Genomic DNA, 17,720 nt, shown 5'->3' with positions numbered 1-17,720 from the left:
ATGTTTCTAGACGGCTACGGCCCCCTCCTGCTGGCGGGGACCTGGGTCACCATCAAACTGGCGTTGCTGTCCCTGGCCGTGGCCGTGGGACTGGGGCTGCTGGGCGCCTGGGCCAAACTCTCGGCCTCCTGGGGCGCCCGCCTGGTCGCCACGGCCTACACCACCCTGATTCGCGGCGTCCCGGACCTGGTGCTGATGCTGCTGATCTTCTTCAGCATGCAGATCTACCTGAACGAGCTGACCGATCTGCTCGGCCTGGACCCGATCGACATCGACCCCTTCGGCGCCGGCGTGCTGACGCTGGGCTTCATCTACGGCGCCTATTTCGCCGAGACCTTCCGGGGCGCGTTCATGGCGGTCCCCGCCGGCCAGATGGAGGCCGCCACCGCCTACGGCATGCGTGAATTCCAGGTCTTTCGCCGCGTGCTGTTCCCGCAGATGATGCGCCACGCCCTGCCCGGCATCGGCAACAACTGGCAGGTCCTGCTGAAATCCACCGCCCTGGTGTCCCTGATCGGCCTCTCCGATCTGGTCAAGGTCGCCCAGGACGCCGGCAACGTCACCTTCCGGGTGTTCCTGTTCATCAGCATGACCGGCCTGATCTACCTGGCCCTGACCACGGTGTCCAACGGCATTCTGTTCTGGCTGAACCGACGCTACAGCGTGGGCGTGCGCAAGGTGCAGCTATGAGCGACGTACTCGAACAATTCTGGCGCGCTTTTCTGTACGCCAACAACGGCAGCCTGTCGGGCATGGCCGTCACCCTGTGGCTGCTGGTGCTGTCGGTGACGATGGGCTTTTTCATCTCCATCGTCCTGGCCGTGGGCCGGGTGTCCTCGCGCCGCTGGCTGTCGGTCCCGCTGTGGATCTTCAGCTACGTCTTTCGCGGCACGCCGTTGTACGTGCAGATCCTGTTCATCTACGTCGGCATCTACAGCCTGGATTTCATCAAGGAAACGCCCCCGCTGGCGGCCTTTTTCCAGACCGGCTGGAACTGCATGGTGCTGGCCCTGACGCTGAACACGGTCGCCTACACCATGGAAATTTTCGCCGGCGCCATCCGCGCCACGAACGCGGGCGAAATCGAAGCCGCGCGCGCCTACGGCATGACGCGCTTCGCCATGTACCGCCGGGTGATCCTGCCTTCGGCCCTGCGCCGCGCACTGCCAGCCTACAGCAACGAAGTCATCCTGATGCTGCACGCCACGTCACTGGCCTTTACCGCCACCGTCCCCGACATCCTCAAGGTGGCCCGCGACGCCAATTCGGCCACCTACCAGACCTTTGCCTCCTACGGACTTGCCGCCCTGCTCTACCTGTGCCTGTCGTTTACACTGATCGGACTGTTCCGCCGATTCGAACGCCGCACGCTGGCCTATCTGGGCGCCCACCGCTGATCCCCATGTCCAAACTCGACGTACTCAACATCCACAAACGCTATGGCGACAACGAGGTCCTCAAGGGCGTCTCGCTGACCGCCAACGCCGGCGACGTGATCTGCATCCTGGGCTCCAGCGGCTCGGGCAAATCGACCTTTCTGCGCTGCATCAACTTTCTGGAAAAACCCAACCAGGGCTCGGTGTCACTGAACGGGGAACTGCTGAAGATCGTCCAGGACAAGCACGGCGAACCCCACGCCGCCGACCTGGACCAGTTGCGGCGCCTGCGTTCGAAACTGGCCATGGTGTTCCAGCACTTCAACCTGTGGGCGCACATGAACGTGCTGGGCAATGTGATCGAAGCCCCGGTCCAGGTGCTGAAGCTCAGCCGCGCCGAAGCCGTCGAACGCGCCCGCCACTACCTGGCCAAGGTCGGCCTGGACCCCAAGGTCGAAACCCAGTATCCCTCGTCCCTGTCGGGCGGCCAGCAGCAGCGCGTGGCGATCGCCCGCGCCCTGGCCATGGAACCCGAAGTCATGCTGTTCGACGAACCGACCTCCGCCCTGGACCCCGAACTGGTCGGCGAAGTGCTGAAAGTCATGCAGAAGCTGGCCGAAGAAGGCCGCACCATGCTGGTCGTCACTCACGAAATGGGCTTTGCCCGCAATCTGGCATCCCAAGTCATGTTCCTGCACCAGGGCGTGGCGGAAGAAACCGGCGCCCCGGCCGATATCTTCGACAACCCGCAAAGCCCCCGGCTGCGGCAGTTCTTGTCAGGGAACCTGAAATAGTACATCGCGGCGCCACTGGCGCCGTTTTCTTGAGCGCTTCCACCGCAGATTCATTCATTTGAATGAATCGCTTTTGCGCGCCGCTTGCTAGACTTCCTTCAAGAACAACAAGGGGGCGGCATGGAAGGCAAAGGCACAGCCCTGGCGCTGGGCGCCATGGGCATCACGGTCATCCTGGCGCTGTCGCTGATCACCATCGCCTGGAAACGCACCGACATCCACGACCACATGCTGGGCGCGGTGCTGGGCATCATTCTGCTGGGCGCCGCGCTGGCGGGGGTATTCCTGTTCTTCACGCTGCCGGACAACCGGCGGCCCGTCGTCTTTTTCCTGACGTTCTTCGTCCTGCTGACCCTGCCCGGCAACGTCTTTATGCACGCGCGGGCGTATACCAGCTTCAGTCTCAACGCCTACGACCTCGACGCGCCGGGCATGCCCTCGCCGCTGCTGTTCCTGCTGCCTTACATCGCGGTGATGGCCTTGGTCTTCATCCGCCTGTCCAGTTGGTCCATGACCTTCGATCCCGAACCGGGGTCCCCCCCGATCCCCCTGCAGGATCTGCGGCAGCGCCTGCAGACCCTCAACGACGGCGCCCAATTCCCTTTCACCATCACCCCCGGCAAGCGCCCGGATGAAATCATCGTGGATTGGAAGTACGCCGACGCCGCCTGGCTGGACCTGCTGCGGCTGCACAAGATCACGGAACTCACCCGGCTGACGATCCGCCTCGACGAGTCCGACCACACGGCGCGGGTGCGCGAAATGCAGTCCCAGTTCGGCGCCTCGGCCGGCGTGGGCGGCGCAGGCATGTCATTCTATATGCAATGGGGCGCCATCACGTTCTACCAAACCCAGCGGGAAACGCTGTACGGCATCCAGATCGAGAACGGCCGTCCGGTGCCCAAGCTCAGCTACAGCTATACATTCGACATCCGGGAAATGCGCGATCCCCTGCTGAAACTGATCACGGCCAACGGCTGGACGTTCAGATGCGTGACGCTGCCCGTCAAATGGTTGACCGGCTAGGCGTCGCGGTCTTCTTCAAGCGCCTCGATCCCATCGGCTCCTGGTCCCCATGACACCTTGCCAGCCCCTCGACCCCAGTCCTTCATGAGCCCCCCATGACACAGCCGACCCTCGCCACCCGCTTCCAAACCTGCCTGCGCCGGGTTTTCCTGATCGCCCCGCTGATGGCGCTGACCTTGGCGGCCTGGCCCGCCGCCGCGCAGGACGACGAAGATCCCCGCTGGTACCACGACAACTACGACCAGAAGACGCTCCTCGTCTACGGTGTTCCGCACAGCGACTACACGATCATGATGTTCGCATGCGCGCCGGGCGAGAAGGCCGTGGAAATCTACCTTCAGGACGAGAACAGCGGCGCCCGTCCGGGCGAGAAACTGCCGATCCGCCTGCAGGCCGGCGGCCAGCACATCCAGTTTTCCGCCACCGGCCTTGAAAATCAGGATTCGGGCGGCGCGGATTTTCAAGCCGATCTACCCCTGAACGACACCCTGCGCCACGTGCTCAGCGCCAGCGGCGACCTGGCCGTCACCATCAAGGGCCACACCGAACGCTATCCCCTGGCCGGCATCGCCCAACCGGCGGCCACGCTGCTGGCCGCCTGCGATGCGGCCAAGCCATCCGGCAAATCCGGGGCCGCTCAGTAGCGACGCGATAGGGGCGATGATCATGAACCGGCATGTCCTCTCCAGGTTCGCCAAGGCGGCGCTCGGCGGCCTGCTCGCCTTGGGCGTTTTCGGGACGCTCCCTGCGGCTGCGGCGGCGCAAAGCATCCCCGCCGGCTTTGACTGCACCAAGGCCGAACGGCCGGTCGACCGCTTCATCTGCGCATACGCTGTGCTGCGCTGGCAGGATCTGGCCTTGTCGCGCGCCTACGCCGCGGCCAAGGCGGCGGCGGTCGGCCCGGCCCGCGATGATCTCATCCAGCAGCAACGCGACTGGGTGCGCGAACGCGACCGCCGCTGCATCGCCGACCGCTCGTTCAAGGAACTGTCCAGCGCCTCCAGCCCGCCGGCGAAACGAGCCTACGACTGCCTGGACATGGTGTACCTCGACCGCCGCCGTGTGCTGCAGGACTTGGCCGCCCCGCCGCTGCTGCCCTCGACCATCGCGCCGCTCGCCCTGGCGCCGCTACTCGCGGCCCGCCCGGACATCCAGGTCGAGTCCGACCTGCGCATCGCCGGCATCCAGGTCTCGCCCGACGGCACCCTGCTGGCGATCCTGCTGCCCAGCCAGGAAATCGATCTGCCCGATCAGGTCTGGCTCTACCGGGTCGCCGACGGCACGCTCGTCGAGGCCACGCCCCGACCTGACCAGCAGCAGCCCCACCCCGACGACGCACCGATGGCGATCCAGGCACTGGCCTGGCAGGGCGGCACGCTGTACGCCCACGTCACGCTCTGGGGCCCGGATGGCAGCGGCAATCCGGAACGCAACGCCAGCGCCGTTTATGCCGCCACCATGGCCGGCCGGCAAAAACTGGAGACCGTGCCGCACGCCATCCAGGCCCTGCTCGACCGGGCCGCCGAACCCGAGGCGATCGATCCGGACGAGGTGACGGCAGGCGACCAGGACGCGATCAGCGTGCTGCGCGGCAACCACGACTTCCTGGTCTGGACCGTCGACTTGGGCCGCGGCACGATCGAACTGAGAACGCGCAAACGCCCCCCTCCCGGGGCGCCGGTCTACCGGGCGGCCTGGGGATCGTGGGAGCTGGGGTCCTTCCTGTTTGACGCGCACCGGTCGCAGATTGCGTATGCGGCCGACACGGGCATCATCCTGCTGGACCTGGCCACGCACGGCGATCGGCGCATCGCGGGCACCGCGCGCGGCGACCAGCCCTACGCGCGCTCCGCGGATCAGAGCCTGCTCGTCTGGTCCACGCGCAACGCTTGCGGCGACGAGTCCCTGACGGCGCAGAACGACAGCGCGCCGCAACGCTTCTGCCTGGCGCACCTGACGACGCCCAAGGCACGCCCATGAGCCCGCGACGACTGGCCGCCGGCTGCGGCATCGCACTGCTGTCGGCCTGCCTGCAGGCCGTGCCCGCAGAAGCGGAAACGGCAACCCCCGTCCAGGCGGCGATACGCTCGAACGCCGTCGAAGGCCCGATCTTCACATTGCCCGCCGGCATACGCATCACCCGCCAAGACATCACGATGAACCCGCGCCACGTCACGCTCAGCTACGTCTTCCAGGGCGCGCAGCGTCACACCGTGCCGTTCCGTTTCGAGCTGCCCGAAATGCCGGTGGATGCCAGTCCCGACGTGGTCGGCCTGCTCGACGGCGGCGGCATGGCCGAGGGGCTGGCCGCCGACAGTAAGCCGGTCAATTACATGAATCTGTCCGTGCACGTCAATGGCGCGCCGCTGATGCTGACCGGCCGGGGCCGGGCGCTCCAGGACGGCCAGGATGTCACGCGGATCTTGCTGGACGCGGGCGTGCCGCTGCTCTACGACCTGAACCACGAGGCCCCCTGGTCCCACCTGCCGGCGCAAACCCAGGCCATGCTCAAGGCGCGCGGCCTGCTCAGCCTGGATGCCGCCAACTGGAACTATCAGGTCCGCTACACCTGGGATCAGGTGTTCGAGCCGGGCGAAACCCGCGTCGAGATCCACTACAACCCGGACGCGTTCTACTGGAGCGACATCAATCTCGACAATTTTCCGCCCATCGCCGCCGGCGGCTGGGCGAACCGGACCTATTGCCTCGACGAGGCGTGGCGCCGCACGTTCTTTCGTCTTGCCGGCTCCGGCGCCGGGTACGAGCTTTACGCCGTCATGCACGTCCTGGCCCCCAAAGGCGCTCCGCCCCCGCCCGCCGCCGCGCGGTACAGCCTGAAGGTCGACAAGTACGCGTCCCCAAACCTGGTCGCATTCTGCCCGGCCGACGCCAAAAAAACCTCGCCCAGCACCTTCACATGGCAGGCCCGCAACGTCACGCCCGGCCGCACCGTCGACGCCCTGTTTTTCATGGGCCCCGATGGCTGGCCTGACGACTGAAGGATGCAGAACCCATGAACGACACGAACGACGCGCACGACAGTCCGTATCACGACCGGGACGGGTCCGCCCCCCGAAGGCCCGGCATCGCCTTCGCCACGGCCCTGCTCATCCCGCTGCTGCTCTGGGGCGACGGCGCAACCACCACTTCAAACGCGGCTTCAAGCACCGGAACATCGGCCATGACCCTCACCCACATTGCCGCCGGCGGCATGCACAGCATGCTGCTCACCAACGACCACCAGCTCTGGGCCATGGGCAACGGCAGCGACGGCCAGTTGTGCGACGGCGACGCCACCATTCAACGCACCCCCATCAAGACCCTGAGCGGCGTACGCAGCGTCGCGCTGGGCGGCAGGCACAGCCTGATCCTGAAAACCGACGGCAGCCTGTGGGTCTGCGGCGATAACGATTCCGGCCAACTGGGCGACGGCAGCGCCAACGACGCGCACACCCCCGTGCGCATCATGGACGGCGTCGCCGCCATGGCGGCAGGCGACGCCCACAGCCTGGTGCTGAAAACCGACGGCAGCCTGTGGAGTTTCGGTCTGAACACCTACGGCCAACTGGGCACGGGCGACACCGAGTCGCGCCGCACGCCGGTCAAGATCATGGACGGCGTGCATGCCGTCGCCGCCGGCCCGGACCACAGTCTGATCCTCACGAACGACGGCGCCTTGTGGGGCGTTGGACACAATACCAACAGCCAACTGGGCGACGGCGGCACCGCCAATCGTACCCAGCCGGTCCGCATGCTGGAATCCGTGCAGGCCATGGCCGCGGGCAACGGCTACAGCATGATGCTCAAGACCGACGGCAGCCTGTGGATGGTCGGCTTCGACGGCGGCGGCCAATTGGGCGACGGCGACAGCATCAACCGCAAGACGCCCTTCATGCTGCGCGACGGCGTGCGCGCCATCGGCGCCGGCAGCGCCCATTCCCTGGTCCTGGACACGGCCGACGTGCTGTGGGCGTTCGGCTACAACGACAGCGGCCAACTGGGCAGCGGCCACACCGACACGCTGCGGCGACCCACGCGGGTGCTGGACCAGGTGGCGGCCATCGCCGCGGGCGGTTACCACACCCTGGCGCTGCGCACCGATGGCTCGGTCTGGGTCACGGGCAGCAACGGTTCCGGGCAGATCGGCCTCGGCCAGGGCACGCAAAGCGTGTCCGCCTTTCAAGCCCTGACTTTGCCCGCGACGCCATGACGCCCGGCAGCCCTTGCCCGCGCGATACAGCAACGTTCAGACTTTGACTTGACCCGAGACGACACCATGACCCTGGACTTGCTGCTGCGCTGGATCGCCTGGTTCCTGCTGGGTTCCTGGGCGTTCTTCGCCCTGAGGATCCTGCTGTACACCAGCGAACAGCCCACCGGAGCACGCGCCCAGGCGCTGCGCAAAATCCTGCTCGGGCTGATCACGGTGGCGCTCGGCTGGTGCTTCATCGGCATCGTGTTCCTCAGCATCGGCCTGGGGGTCATCTTTCCCACCATCACGATGATCGGCGCCCCTCTGTCCTGCCCCGCTCCAGGCCAATTCGAACTGTTTTCCCAGGGCTATTCCTACCGACCAGGGCAGCATGGCGTCGTCCGTGAATACTATTGCCTGCTGCCCGACGGTCACCAGGAAACCGTGACCTTTCTGACCCTGTTGTACGCAGGCCTGCTCTACAGCGCCCTGCTGATGACCGTGACGATGTGGCTCGGCCGCTTCGGCCTGCGGATTGTGAAGATCAAACCCAAGGACCTGAGCCCGCAAGGCATGCCGTCCGGCGCCGCCGCTGCCCAGCCGTCTACGGGCGCCCCGCCCTCAGCCCGCTCTGCCGGAACTCAAACCCGCCGGACAGGCAGCCTGGAGGCTCGTCTGGGCGAACTGAAGGCACTGCACGAGTCCGGTCTGATCGACGACAACGCCTATCAGGCGCGGCAGACAGAGATTTTGAAGGAGTTGTGAGGGCCGTTCAAAAAGATGATTACCACCCATGGCCGATCACGAAACCGGCAAGTCCCGCCATCACGACGCCAAAGACAAACATCAGCATCCAGAAGGGGGCGATCACGTGCTTTCTGAAGCCCCGTAGCGAAGTCTCGACAGCATCCACTATTTCGACCTTCGCCACGCGGATCGTGTCGTCGAACTCGCACTTGGCGAACTGGATCTGCTCATGCAGTTCGCCGGAGAGCATCAGGATGTTGTTGCCGGCTGCCTGATCGAGCTGGGTAGCCGCCTGTGTGATGGAATTTTCTAGGACTCCTTCGAGGACACGTTGAACCTTGGGCAGGCTGTTGTCAACGAGCTCATCCCCGGATTTTCTGAAGTTATCTGCCGTCTCTTTAAAATCGAACACGATAAGTTCCCCGAGTGATTGATTGGACGACGTTCACTGTAACCATTCAGTCCTCATCCTTCCTCCTGCGCAGATACTCGTTCTCCTCGCGCATGGCTTCGTAGTGTTCGTACAGTTCCCAGCCCTTGCGCAACACGGCGTACAAGCCAATCACAGCCAGCAGGTTTCTCATGGTCAGCTCCCAGGTTTCGTGATGTCCACAAACCCATGCTATCGGAGAGGGACGACATGATGTGTCGCATCAAAACGTGCCGAGCGGACTTCATCTCTGCAACCTTTTCATCCAATAGGATTTCCCAGTCTGGCGGAGCGGCAGAGCCATCTCCAAAATGAGGTTTCTCGAATCAGGAAGCCTGTCATGCCCACCCGCAAGCACTCCCTCTCTCCCCCTGGATCCCACAGGTGTTGTCTCAAGAGTTGACGCCCCATGCTCAGACACGGTCGCCATCACCGACATATCCCCCATCTAATTCTCTTTAAATACGTCTCTGACGTATAATCCAATGTGTATACGATCATCGAAACATCGATTTTCAGCGCCGATGCAAAGGCCATCTGGCAAGAAGATGAGCGTGGCGAATTTTGCGCCTGGTTGGCGCAGCGTCCAGAGGCAGGGGATGTCGTCCCTGGGTCCGGCGGTTGCCGGAAGGTACGCTGGATGCGGCCCGGCATGGGCAAACGTGGCGGAGTGCGGGTGATCTACTTCAATCGCCTGGAAAACGGCCTGATCTACTTGTTGGTGATCTATGCCAAGACTGTACGCGGCAACATCCCGGCGCACATCCTGAAGGCCATCAAAGAGGCACTGGAAAATGACGAAAAGTGAAAACATGACGGGCGAGGAACTTGGGCGCAAGCTGCTGGCGTCGGTTAAGCAAATGAAAGCCGGCGTGGGTACAGTGGTGCATTCCCCCGTGGCGCAAGCGCGCGAAGCATCCGGACTTTCGCAGACACAGTTCGCCCGGCTGATGGGGGTATCGGTACGCACCTTGCAGGAATGGGAGCAGGGTCGCCGCAAGCCATCGGGCGCGGCACAGACGCTGCTGGCGGTTGCCGTGCGCCATCCTCAGGTGTTGCGCGAGCTAGCTGCGTAAAATGGGGGTCAACACCCCTCAAAACCTGAACCGCATCACCCGATGCGGCATCCCCGCGTCCATGAAGGTCTTGCCCTCTTCCACGAAACCGTGGCGGGCGTAGAAGGCACGAGCATGCAGTTGCGCATCCAGCACGACTTCGGCATCGCCCCGGCGGCGGGCGGCGTCCACCAGAGCCATCAATAACAGCGAACCGACGCCCTGTCCGCGCCAGGGTTTGCGCACGGCCATGCGGCCGATATGACCATCGGGCAGCAGGCGGCCGGTGCCCACGGCCTGGCCGTCGGCGTCATAGGCGATGGCGTGCAGGCACTGCGCGTCGCGGACGTCCAGTTCTTCTTCCAGGGGCACCTGCTGTTCCTCGACGAAGACTTCCAGGCGGATGCGGCCGGCGGCTTCGCCCAGCGCATCCCAACTGCCGGTGACGACGCGATGATGCGCTGTCGCGGCATCACCTAAAGCAAAATCCAGCACCTCGGGCAGCCAGTCGGCGAAATCCGAAATCCCGTGATCGCTGCCTTCGATGATGCGCTGGCGGCTGCCCGCGAAACGGGCCTGCATTTCCCGCCAGTCCAGGACTTCGTCGCCGGTGGCGGCCAGCAGGAAATAGCGCTCCGGGCGCGTCAGGACCGGGATGTCGGCTTCGGCCCGCGCCAGTTCATCCACATAACCGGGCAGGAATTCGAACGGCTCGTCGCCGTGGAAGGTGCGATGCGAGCCGACCTGGGTCGCCAGGTCGCGCGCCGCATGAACGACGGGGTTGAGCAACACGGCACGGCAGCCCAGGCACTCGGCCAGCCAGGTGGCGTAGAAGCCGCCCAGGGACGAACCGATGACGGTGAGACGATCCGCTGCCGCACCCGCCTGCCCCTGCACCATGCCTGGGTTCATGCCCTCGGCACCCAAGGTTTTCAGGCCGTTCTGCGCCAGATCCAGCGCCAGTTGCAGCGCCGCGGCAGGACTGGCGGGCAGTTGCGGACAACACCAATCCGCCTCCAGGCCGCGCTCGACCATGGCCTGAGCCATCAGGCGGGACTTGAGGGAAGCGGGAGAGGAGCGGAATCCGTGCAGGTAGAGAATCATGACGAGGCGCAGCGCGGCGTTCCGGGCGCCCGGCGGCGCGCGTCGGAGCCGGAACATCATTTTAAGCAGTAAGATTCTCTCATTCCGATCTCTCTCGCCGTTCCACGCCCATGCCGCTTCTCGAACCGGTCAGCACGCTGCGCACTTACGATGGACAAGCCCACGTCCACGCGCACGACCATGCGCAGATCATGGCGCCGCTGGCCGGCCGCATGGATCTGGAGGTCGAGGGACACGCGCTGTTCGCCGATCCGTCCTGCGGCATGCTGATCCCGGCGGGCGCCCGGCATGCCTATTGCGCGCGACCCGGCACCCGCATCCTGGTGATCGACGCGCCTGAATCGGCCGGTCTGGAACGACTGCGGCGCTTTGCCCTGACGCCCGCTTGCCGTGCATTGGGCGGCGCAGACGCCGGACGGCAACTGGCCCTGCTGCTGGATCTGCCCACGGTGCTGTCCTCGCGCCGGGGCCTGGATCTGGCGCGCCTGGACGCGGCGCTGACCGCAGCGCTGCATGAATCCTGGCCGACCGCTCGCATGGCGCAACTGTTCCACCTCAGCCCGCAGCGCTTCCATGCCCGCCTGCTGGAACTGACCGGCTGCACGCCGGGCGACCATCTGCGCACCCTGCGGCTGGAAACCGCCAGCCGGATGCTGGCGCAGGGCGCGACGCTGGAGGTCGCCGCCGCCCGGGTCGGCTACCGTTCCGGCAGCGCCCTGGCCTACGCGCTGCGGCGCGACCGGGGCACGGGGGCGCGTGCGATACGACAGGCAGACACGACAGACTAGCGCCCGCTTCCCCCCATCCAGGGGGGCGCTGAATGAGCGGGAGCAGACCCTGAAACGACGACGGCCCTTGCGGGCCGCGTCACATCAACATCACGTCGATCAGCGCATCAATCGCCGATCACCTCATTGGCGAAGTCCGCGCCGATATCCACGAAGGTCCGGTAGAGGATCGCCAGGTTTTCCTTGCCGATGCCGCCTGCCGCATTCAGGTCCATTTCCACCACGGGCTGGTTCTGCTCATTCAGATAGGCGCGGACCCAGCGGTATTCCCGGCTCCACGCATTGATCTCTTTCAACGTCACGCTGCGCTTGCTTTTGTACGTGGCCGTCAACATCAAGTCCAGGCACTGGGACTCATCGTTGCAGTACAGCGTCATGAGCAAGGAATCGGCGCCCATCGAAGACGGGTCGAGCCAGTAAGTGTTCTCCCTATCGCCCGCCTCTGGAGACTGGTCCTGTTCAGCCAGGAAGTCCAGGATCATGGGGCTGAAATCCGTCAGAATTTCACCCGTTTCCGCCGCACCCGCCACAGCCGATTCGACATCATCATCGCCGGCCATCTGATCGGCGGCGTCTTCTGCCGTGGAAGCCAGCGCCTTGAACAGCTCATCCGCCGGGATCTCCTTGCCGTTCAGGCGGCCCATGCCGTCGGCATAGGTGAACGTACCGATGAAATGATCGCCTTCGATCTTGCCGGCGTTCATCATCTGAGCCATGCCCAGCATTCCGTCCACCATCTCGTCGGCCTTGGCCGCCGCTTCTTCCGGCGACTGGTCTTCGAACTGGGTGCCGTACTGCGTGGCAACGGACTTGAGCATCGGCTGGGACAGATCCCACCTGGCGTCGATGCTCTGGATCATCCTGGCCACGGTCTGGTCCAGGTGTTCCATATCGAAGGGCTCAGGCCTGGTCAGCGTCACTGCAGCAGTCAATCGGCTTTCGCCCTTGTCAGTTTTCCACAAGAGAGGATCGATCCGGACGGTCGGTTTGCCTGCCAGCAGTTTGAAGACATGGTTACTCAGCACCGGCATCAGCGCCTCCGCCGCCGACTGGTCGCCCTTGCCTTCCTGGGCAAGGACTTGCCCGACCTGCTTGAAGACATCCACCAGCTGCTTGAGCGCCACGCCGTCCAGATTGTCGAAATGAACGGCCGTGCGGAAACTGCCCACCGGAGTCTCATTCACCGTCACCTTGCCCACCTGGTAGTCGGCCGTCATGGACAACGCCGACTCGTTCTCGGTGGCTGTTGCCGTATAGCCCAGGTCCTCCAGCACGAATTTGACCTGTTTTTCAGGCATGTCCATGTCGAACCGCTTGAGCATCAAGGCCGACTCGCCGGTGGACAGGCCGAACTTGCCGAGCCGAGTCGCGGCCGTGATGCGGATGCCCGCGACATTGATCTTCGTGGGCTTGTCGGTCTCGTGATCGGCCACGTTCAGCGCATCGATGCGCGCGTCGAGCGTCAAGGCTTCGTGCTTGAAATCATAGCTGCCGTCGAACTGCATGCCGCTGAAATCCAGCCGCATGGCCTCGTTCTCAGCCTTCACCGGGGCGATGCGCGCCGTCCCCCGGACCCGGCCGCCATAGGACACGATGTCGTCGCTGGTGAGCGGCACCACGCCATCGAACAGCTTGAACAGTTCCTCAAGATTCGCTGTCCGGACCAGCTCCGTGTGCATGGCCGCCAGTTTGGGCAGGAACACACCGCGCGCCAACGCGCCCTTGGGGAAGGGGCCGTGGTCGATCCGGGTGGTGAATTCCATCGTGCCCGAAGGCATGTCGCCTGAGTCCGCGGCATTGATCACGCTGAAACCGTAGCGGGCCTGGGACGAAAACCAGCCGCGATCATAGCCCAGTTGCTCCAGACGCAGGCTCAGGCCGCCAAGCTGGGGACTCAGGCTTGCCAGTTGCGCATTGGCTTTCTCCAGATACTGCCGGGATCGGGTTTCAATTTGTTGACCGGTATACCAGGTGGCGCCCAGCCAGCCGGCGGCGCACACAGCGATCGCGCCGCCAATTGCTGCTTTCTTGTTCATGGATTCTCTTGATGGACGACGGGCCAGCCCCGTCTTTTCAAACCGGTGGATTGTAACGGTTTCAGGTTTTATTCAGATCAAGACCGTTCGGCAGCGCCGTCCCGGTGTCGTTTTGATACGGGACGAGCGTTTCTCGACAAATGCCCGGTCCGTGACGGGCCATCATGGCGACATGAGCACGATCACAACTTCCTCCCCCGCCGCTGCCGCCGTCCGGCCCCTGCACGGCATTCTGCTGGTGCTGGGCGCCGGCATTCTGTGGGGGACGACAGGCACGGCCCAGAGTTTTTCCGACGGCAGCCTGTCGCCCTACTGGGTGGGCGCGCTACGTCTGGGCATCGCGTCCCTGTTTTTCCTGGCCTACGCCGGCGCCACCAACGGACTGCCCCACCTGAGCCGCCAGCTCGCCGCCCTGAACTGGCGTCATGCCCTTTGGGCCGGGGCCTGCGTGGCGACCTACAACCTGACGTTCTTTGCGGGCGTGAAGGCCACGGGCGTGGCGGTGGGCACGGCGCTGACCATCGGCAGCGGCCCGATCTGGGCCGGCCTGCTGCAACTGATCGGCGGTGCGCGGCCCGGCTTGGGCTGGTGGACGGGCACGCTGCTGGCCGTGGGCGGCGGGGTGCTGCTGGTGTTCGGCCGCGGCGATGCGCTGCAGGCCGATCTCGTGGGCATCGCCTTTTGCCTGACCTCGGGCCTGACCTATGCGGTCTATACCCTGCTGAACAAGAAACTGGTGCAGCACTCGGAGCCGGCCGCCAGCACATTGGCCGTATTCACGGTAGGCGCGCTGCTGGCCCTGCCGGCCGCCGCATTCTGGGCCGGGTCCTTGCAGATCACGGCCACGGGCTGGATGGTGGTGAGCTTTCTGGGGATCGCCTCGACGGGGATCGCCTACCTGCTGTTCAGCACGGGCCTGCGCAGCATCAGCGCCGCCACCGGCGTGTCACTGGCCCTGATGGAGCCCGTCACTGCCTTTCTGCTGGCCCTGGCGGTCGTGGGCGAACGGCCCGGCGCGCTGGCCTATGCGGGCCTGACCGCGCTGCTGGCGGGACTGGCGATCGTGATCCGGGCGGAAACCCGGCAATAATATGCACAAAACCCGCCGAAGCGGGTTTTGTGCATTTAAACCATCAGCGCATCAAGCCGAGTCGCGCATGCTGCGGCGGCGCTCGTGCTCCTGCAGGTAGCGCTTGCGCAGGCGGATCGACTTGGGCGTGACTTCGACCAGCTCATCGTCGGCGATGAACTCGACCGCGTATTCCAGGTTCAGGGCGATGGGCGTGATCAGGTCGATGTGCTCATCCTTGCCGGAGGCGCGGACGTTGGTCAGCTTCTTTTCCTTGATCGGATTGACCACCAGATCGTTGTCGCGCGAATGGATGCCGATGATCATGCCTTCGTAGACCGGGTCCTGGGGCGACACGAACATGCGGCCGCGTTCCTGCAGCTTCCACAGCGCATAGGCCACGGCGGTGCCGTCGTCCTGGCTGATCAGCACGCCGTTGCGGCGCTCGCCCACACCGCCTTCGCGCATCGGACCGTAGTCGTCGAAGATGTGGCTCATCAGGCCGGTGCCTCGCGTCAGCGTCATGAATTCGCTCTGGAAGCCGATCAGGCCGCGCGCCGGGATGCGATATTCCAGGCGGGTGCGGCCGCGGCCATCAGGCTGCATGTCCTGCAGGTCGCCCTTGCGACGGCCCAGTTCTTCCATCACCCCGCCCTGGTGCGTGTCTTCCACGTCCACGGTCAGCAGTTCGAAAGGCTCGCAGCGCTCGCCGTCGATGTCCTTGAACATCACGCGCGGACGCGATACGGCCAGTTCATAGCCTTCACGGCGCATGTTTTCCAGCAGAATGGTCAGGTGCAGTTCACCCCGGCCGCAGACCTCGAACACAGTGTCGTCGTCGGTATCGTTCACGCGCAGCGCAACATTGGACTTCAGTTCACGGTCCAGACGGTCACGCAACTGGCGGCTGGTGACGAACTTGCCTTCGCGCCCGGCCAGGGGCGAGGTGTTCACCATGAAGTTCATGGTCAGCGTGGGTTCGTCGATGCGCAGCATCGGCAGCGCCTCGGGCGTGGCCGGGTCCATCAGGGTGCAGCCGATGCCGATTTCCTCGATGCCGTTGATCAGCACGATGTCGCCGGCTTCAGCCTCGCTCACCAGCTCGCGCTCCAGGCCCTTGAACTTCAGCACCTGGTTGATGCGGCCCTTGAAGGACTCGCCTTCGGGGCCGAACTTCCCGATCACGTCCTGGCCCGCGCGGATGCGGCCCCGGTTGATGCGGCCCACGCCGATCTTGCCGACGTAGCTGCTGTAGTCCAGCGAAATGATCTGCAGTTGCAGGGGGGCTTCGGCGTCATCGTCACGCTGCGGCACGTATTGCAGGATGGCGTCGAACAGCGGCCGCATATCGCCGGAACGCACGTCATCGGTCAGCCCGGCGTAGCCCGACAGGCCCGAGGCGTAGATCACCGGGAAATCCAGTTGCTCTTCGGTCGCGCCCAGCTTGTCGAACAGATCGAAGGTGGCGTTGACCACATAATCCGGGCGCGCGCCCGGGCGATCGACCTTGTTGACCACCACGATGGGCTTCAGGCCCAGCGCCAGCGCCTTGCGCGTGACGAAGCGGGTCTGCGGCATCGGGCCTTCGACGGCGTCGACCAACAGCAGCACGCCGTCGACCATGGACAGCACGCGCTCGACCTCACCGCCGAAGTCGGCGTGGCCCGGGGTGTCGATGATGTTGACGTGCGTGCCTTCGTATTCGACGGCGCAGTTCTTGGCCAGGATCGTGATGCCGCGCTCGCGCTCGATGTCACCCGAGTCCATGACGCGCTCGGACACCTGCTGATTGTCGCGGAAGGTGCCGGACTGCCGCAGCAGTTGGTCGACAAGCGTGGTCTTGCCATGGTCCACGTGAGCAATGATGGCTACGTTGCGCAAAGCTCGTTTCATAGAATGTTTTCCTCGGTGGAAACGCCGGCCGGGCGCAGTCCGTCCGGCAAGGCGTGTAAAGGGATCAGCGCCGTCACGGGCGCTTCCATGGCCTGCAGGGCTTCCAGCCCCACGGCCTGCTCAATCAAAAACGGCCCGACAGCGGTGCGCCGCAGGGCCGACAGGTGCGCCAGGCAGCCCAGACGGCGGCCGATGTCCTGGGCCAGGGTGCGCACGTAGGTGCCCTTGCTGCAATGCACCCGGACCCGGGCGCTGCGGCCCTCGCAGGCCAGCAGGTCCAACGCGTGAATCACGATCCGGCGCGGCGGGCGCTCCAGTTCGATGCCCTGGCGGGCGTACTCGTACAGCGGCCTGCCGTCGCGCTTGAGCGCCGAGACCATGGGCGGGATCTGTTCGATCTCGCCCCGGAACGGGGCCAGTGCGGCTTCCAGGGCCTGGGCGTCGACACCGGCAAAATCCTCCGGCGCGCGCGCCGTGACATGCCCCGTCAAGTCGCCGCTGTCGGTCTCCTCGCCAAAGGTCAGCGTCGCCTCGTAGACCTTGTCGGCTTCGAGCATGGCGGCGGAAATCTTCGTCGCCTTGCCGAAGCAGCAGATCAGCAGACCCGTGGCGAACGGGTCGAGCGTACCGGTGTGGCCCGCCTTGCGGGCGTCCACCGTACGTTTGGCGCGCTGCAGCGCATGATTACTGGAGAGGCCCTCGGGTTTGTCCAACAACAGGACACCGTCGAGCATCTGCCCGCGTCGGGAAGCCATCGTTCAATCTGTCCAGATGAGTGACGACCGCCCTGTCAGGGCTGGCCGTCCGGGTCTTCGAGTTCGGGGATATCCGAAACGCCCGCCTGGGGGCGGTTGGCCCGATCGATCAATTGCGTGAGTTCGATGCCGCGCGCCAGTTGCACGTCGTGCACGAAGCGCAGGGTGGGCACCGTATGGATGTGCAGCATGCGGAACAACTGCGAATGCAGCCAGCCCGCCTTGTCGTTCAAGGCCTGGGTAGCGACCTCGGGTTCAGCGCCCAGCACTGTGAAATAGACCTTGGCGTGGGCGTAGTCGGCCGACAGATCGACGCCCGTGAGCGTGATCAGGCCGGCGCGCGCGACGTCGAGTTCGCGCTGCACCAGGGCCGCCAGATCCTTCTGGATCTGGTCGGCCAGGCGCGTGTTGCGTCCGGGATTCGGCTTGGATTTATGACGGCCCATGATTCATGC

20 protein-coding genes and 1 pseudogene are annotated in these 17,720 nt (G+C 64.8%); 13 read left to right on the top strand and 8 right to left on the bottom strand.

Going from position 1 to position 17,720, the window contains the following annotated elements; translation table 11 throughout:
• The 9 genes from ACFO0J_RS17185 to ACFO0J_RS17145 all read left to right on the top strand — a co-directional run bounded on the left by ACFO0J_RS17185 (nucleotide 1) and on the right by ACFO0J_RS17145 (nucleotide 8,153).
• On the top strand, nucleotides 1-690 hold the full coding sequence (locus ACFO0J_RS17185) for an ABC transporter permease (RefSeq protein ID WP_376814311.1): 690 nt from the start codon (nucleotides 1-3) through the stop codon (nucleotides 688-690).
• Nucleotides 687-1,397, top strand: coding sequence for a histidine ABC transporter permease HisM (gene hisM / locus ACFO0J_RS17180; protein WP_376814310.1), 711 nt, complete (start codon nucleotides 687-689; stop codon nucleotides 1,395-1,397). The genes ACFO0J_RS17185 and hisM overlap by 4 nt, the downstream gene beginning before the upstream one ends.
• A 5-nt stretch (nucleotides 1,398-1,402) precedes the next feature.
• Nucleotides 1,403-2,170, top strand: a complete 768-nt coding sequence (locus ACFO0J_RS17175; protein ID WP_376814309.1) for an ABC transporter ATP-binding protein — start codon at nucleotides 1,403-1,405, stop codon at nucleotides 2,168-2,170.
• A gap of 120 nt (nucleotides 2,171-2,290) precedes the next feature.
• On the top strand, nucleotides 2,291-3,196 hold the full coding sequence (locus ACFO0J_RS17170; RefSeq protein WP_376814308.1) for a hypothetical protein: 906 nt from the start codon (nucleotides 2,291-2,293) through the stop codon (nucleotides 3,194-3,196).
• 95 nt (nucleotides 3,197-3,291) lie between these two features.
• Nucleotides 3,292-3,840, top strand: coding sequence for a hypothetical protein (locus ACFO0J_RS17165; protein ID WP_376814307.1), 549 nt, complete (start codon nucleotides 3,292-3,294; stop codon nucleotides 3,838-3,840).
• A gap of 22 nt (nucleotides 3,841-3,862) precedes the next feature.
• The gene (locus ACFO0J_RS17160; RefSeq protein WP_376814306.1) at nucleotides 3,863-5,176 is read left to right on the top strand and encodes a lysozyme inhibitor LprI family protein; all 1,314 of its coding nucleotides are present in this window, start codon (nucleotides 3,863-3,865) and stop codon (nucleotides 5,174-5,176) included.
• Nucleotides 5,173-6,195 (top strand): DUF4424 family protein, encoded by a 1,023-nt coding sequence (locus tag ACFO0J_RS17155; RefSeq protein WP_376814305.1) that lies wholly within the window; start codon nucleotides 5,173-5,175, stop codon nucleotides 6,193-6,195. Before ACFO0J_RS17160 ends, ACFO0J_RS17155 begins: the two co-directional genes overlap by 4 nt.
• Nucleotides 6,196-6,209: 14 nt before the next feature.
• Nucleotides 6,210-7,406: an RCC1 domain-containing protein gene (locus ACFO0J_RS17150; protein WP_376814304.1), complete on the top strand. Its 1,197-nt coding sequence runs from the start codon at nucleotides 6,210-6,212 to the stop codon at nucleotides 7,404-7,406.
• 66 nt (nucleotides 7,407-7,472) lie between these two features.
• Nucleotides 7,473-8,153, top strand: coding sequence for a hypothetical protein (locus tag ACFO0J_RS17145; protein WP_376814303.1), 681 nt, complete (start codon nucleotides 7,473-7,475; stop codon nucleotides 8,151-8,153).
• A gap of 19 nt (nucleotides 8,154-8,172) precedes the next feature.
• On the opposite strand, the gene ACFO0J_RS17140 is transcribed toward ACFO0J_RS17145, so the two are convergent.
• Both ACFO0J_RS17140 and ACFO0J_RS17135 read right to left on the bottom strand, forming a co-directional pair.
• Nucleotides 8,173-8,547 (bottom strand): hypothetical protein, encoded by a 375-nt coding sequence (locus tag ACFO0J_RS17140; protein ID WP_376814302.1) that lies wholly within the window; start codon nucleotides 8,545-8,547, stop codon nucleotides 8,173-8,175.
• Between the two features lie 46 nt (nucleotides 8,548-8,593).
• Nucleotides 8,594-8,719: a hypothetical protein gene (locus tag ACFO0J_RS17135; RefSeq protein WP_376814301.1), complete on the bottom strand. Its 126-nt coding sequence runs from the start codon at nucleotides 8,717-8,719 to the stop codon at nucleotides 8,594-8,596.
• Nucleotides 8,720-9,052: 333 nt separating this feature from the next.
• Between ACFO0J_RS17135 and ACFO0J_RS17130 the strand changes: the two genes are divergently transcribed.
• Nucleotides 9,053-9,373 carry a transcriptional regulator gene (locus tag ACFO0J_RS17130; protein ID WP_376814300.1) on the top strand — a complete coding sequence of 107 codons (321 nt, stop codon included), beginning with the start codon at nucleotides 9,053-9,055 and terminating at the stop codon, nucleotides 9,371-9,373.
• A complete protein-coding gene (locus ACFO0J_RS17125) occupies nucleotides 9,360-9,641 on the top strand; it encodes a helix-turn-helix domain-containing protein (RefSeq protein ID WP_376814299.1) in 282 nt (93 codons plus the stop codon). The genes ACFO0J_RS17130 and ACFO0J_RS17125 overlap by 14 nt, the downstream gene beginning before the upstream one ends.
• Nucleotides 9,642-9,659: 18 nt before the next feature.
• On the opposite strand, the gene ACFO0J_RS17120 is transcribed toward ACFO0J_RS17125, so the two are convergent.
• Together ACFO0J_RS17120 and ACFO0J_RS17115 are read right to left on the bottom strand one after the other, a co-directional pair.
• On the bottom strand, nucleotides 9,660-9,992 hold the full coding sequence (locus ACFO0J_RS17120) for a GNAT family N-acetyltransferase (protein ID WP_376814376.1): 333 nt from the start codon (nucleotides 9,990-9,992) through the stop codon (nucleotides 9,660-9,662).
• Between the two features lie 102 nt (nucleotides 9,993-10,094).
• Nucleotides 10,095-10,724, bottom strand: a pseudogene (locus ACFO0J_RS17115) (YqiA/YcfP family alpha/beta fold hydrolase); the annotation flags it as partial.
• 110 nt (nucleotides 10,725-10,834) lie between these two features.
• Here ACFO0J_RS17115 and ACFO0J_RS17110 point away from each other — a divergent pair.
• Nucleotides 10,835-11,512: a helix-turn-helix domain-containing protein gene (locus tag ACFO0J_RS17110; protein WP_376814298.1), complete on the top strand. Its 678-nt coding sequence runs from the start codon at nucleotides 10,835-10,837 to the stop codon at nucleotides 11,510-11,512.
• A 107-nt stretch (nucleotides 11,513-11,619) separates the two neighbouring features.
• Here the strand turns inward: ACFO0J_RS17110 and ACFO0J_RS17105 are convergent, their stop codons facing one another.
• Nucleotides 11,620-13,548 (bottom strand): DUF945 family protein, encoded by a 1,929-nt coding sequence (locus ACFO0J_RS17105; RefSeq protein WP_376814297.1) that lies wholly within the window; start codon nucleotides 13,546-13,548, stop codon nucleotides 11,620-11,622.
• A 172-nt stretch (nucleotides 13,549-13,720) separates the two neighbouring features.
• Between ACFO0J_RS17105 and ACFO0J_RS17100 the strand changes: the two genes are divergently transcribed.
• Complete coding sequence (locus tag ACFO0J_RS17100) at nucleotides 13,721-14,638, top strand: DMT family transporter (RefSeq protein ID WP_376814296.1); 918 nt, start codon at nucleotides 13,721-13,723, stop codon at nucleotides 14,636-14,638.
• Between the two features lie 51 nt (nucleotides 14,639-14,689).
• Here ACFO0J_RS17100 and typA read toward each other — a convergent pair whose 3' ends face one another.
• The 3 genes from typA to rbfA are packed head-to-tail and all read right to left on the bottom strand — an operon-like array spanning nucleotide 14,690 to nucleotide 17,711.
• Nucleotides 14,690-16,510, bottom strand: a complete 1,821-nt coding sequence (typA, locus tag ACFO0J_RS17095; RefSeq protein ID WP_376814295.1) for a translational GTPase TypA — start codon at nucleotides 16,508-16,510, stop codon at nucleotides 14,690-14,692.
• Nucleotides 16,507-17,265, bottom strand: a complete 759-nt coding sequence (truB, locus tag ACFO0J_RS17090) for a tRNA pseudouridine(55) synthase TruB (protein ID WP_376814294.1) — start codon at nucleotides 17,263-17,265, stop codon at nucleotides 16,507-16,509. Before truB ends, typA begins: the two co-directional genes overlap by 4 nt.
• 35 nt (nucleotides 17,266-17,300) lie before the next feature.
• Nucleotides 17,301-17,711 carry a 30S ribosome-binding factor RbfA gene (rbfA, locus tag ACFO0J_RS17085; protein ID WP_376814293.1) on the bottom strand — a complete coding sequence of 137 codons (411 nt, stop codon included), beginning with the start codon at nucleotides 17,709-17,711 and terminating at the stop codon, nucleotides 17,301-17,303.
• Nucleotides 17,712-17,720 lie beyond the last annotated feature (9 nt).

It is taken from the genome of Castellaniella hirudinis, from assembly GCF_042651965.1.
GTDB lineage: Bacteria > Pseudomonadota > Gammaproteobacteria > Burkholderiales > Burkholderiaceae_B > Castellaniella > Castellaniella hirudinis.
The sequence above is the reverse complement of the archived record's forward strand: the minus strand, read 5'-3'. Positions and strand labels throughout refer to the sequence as shown.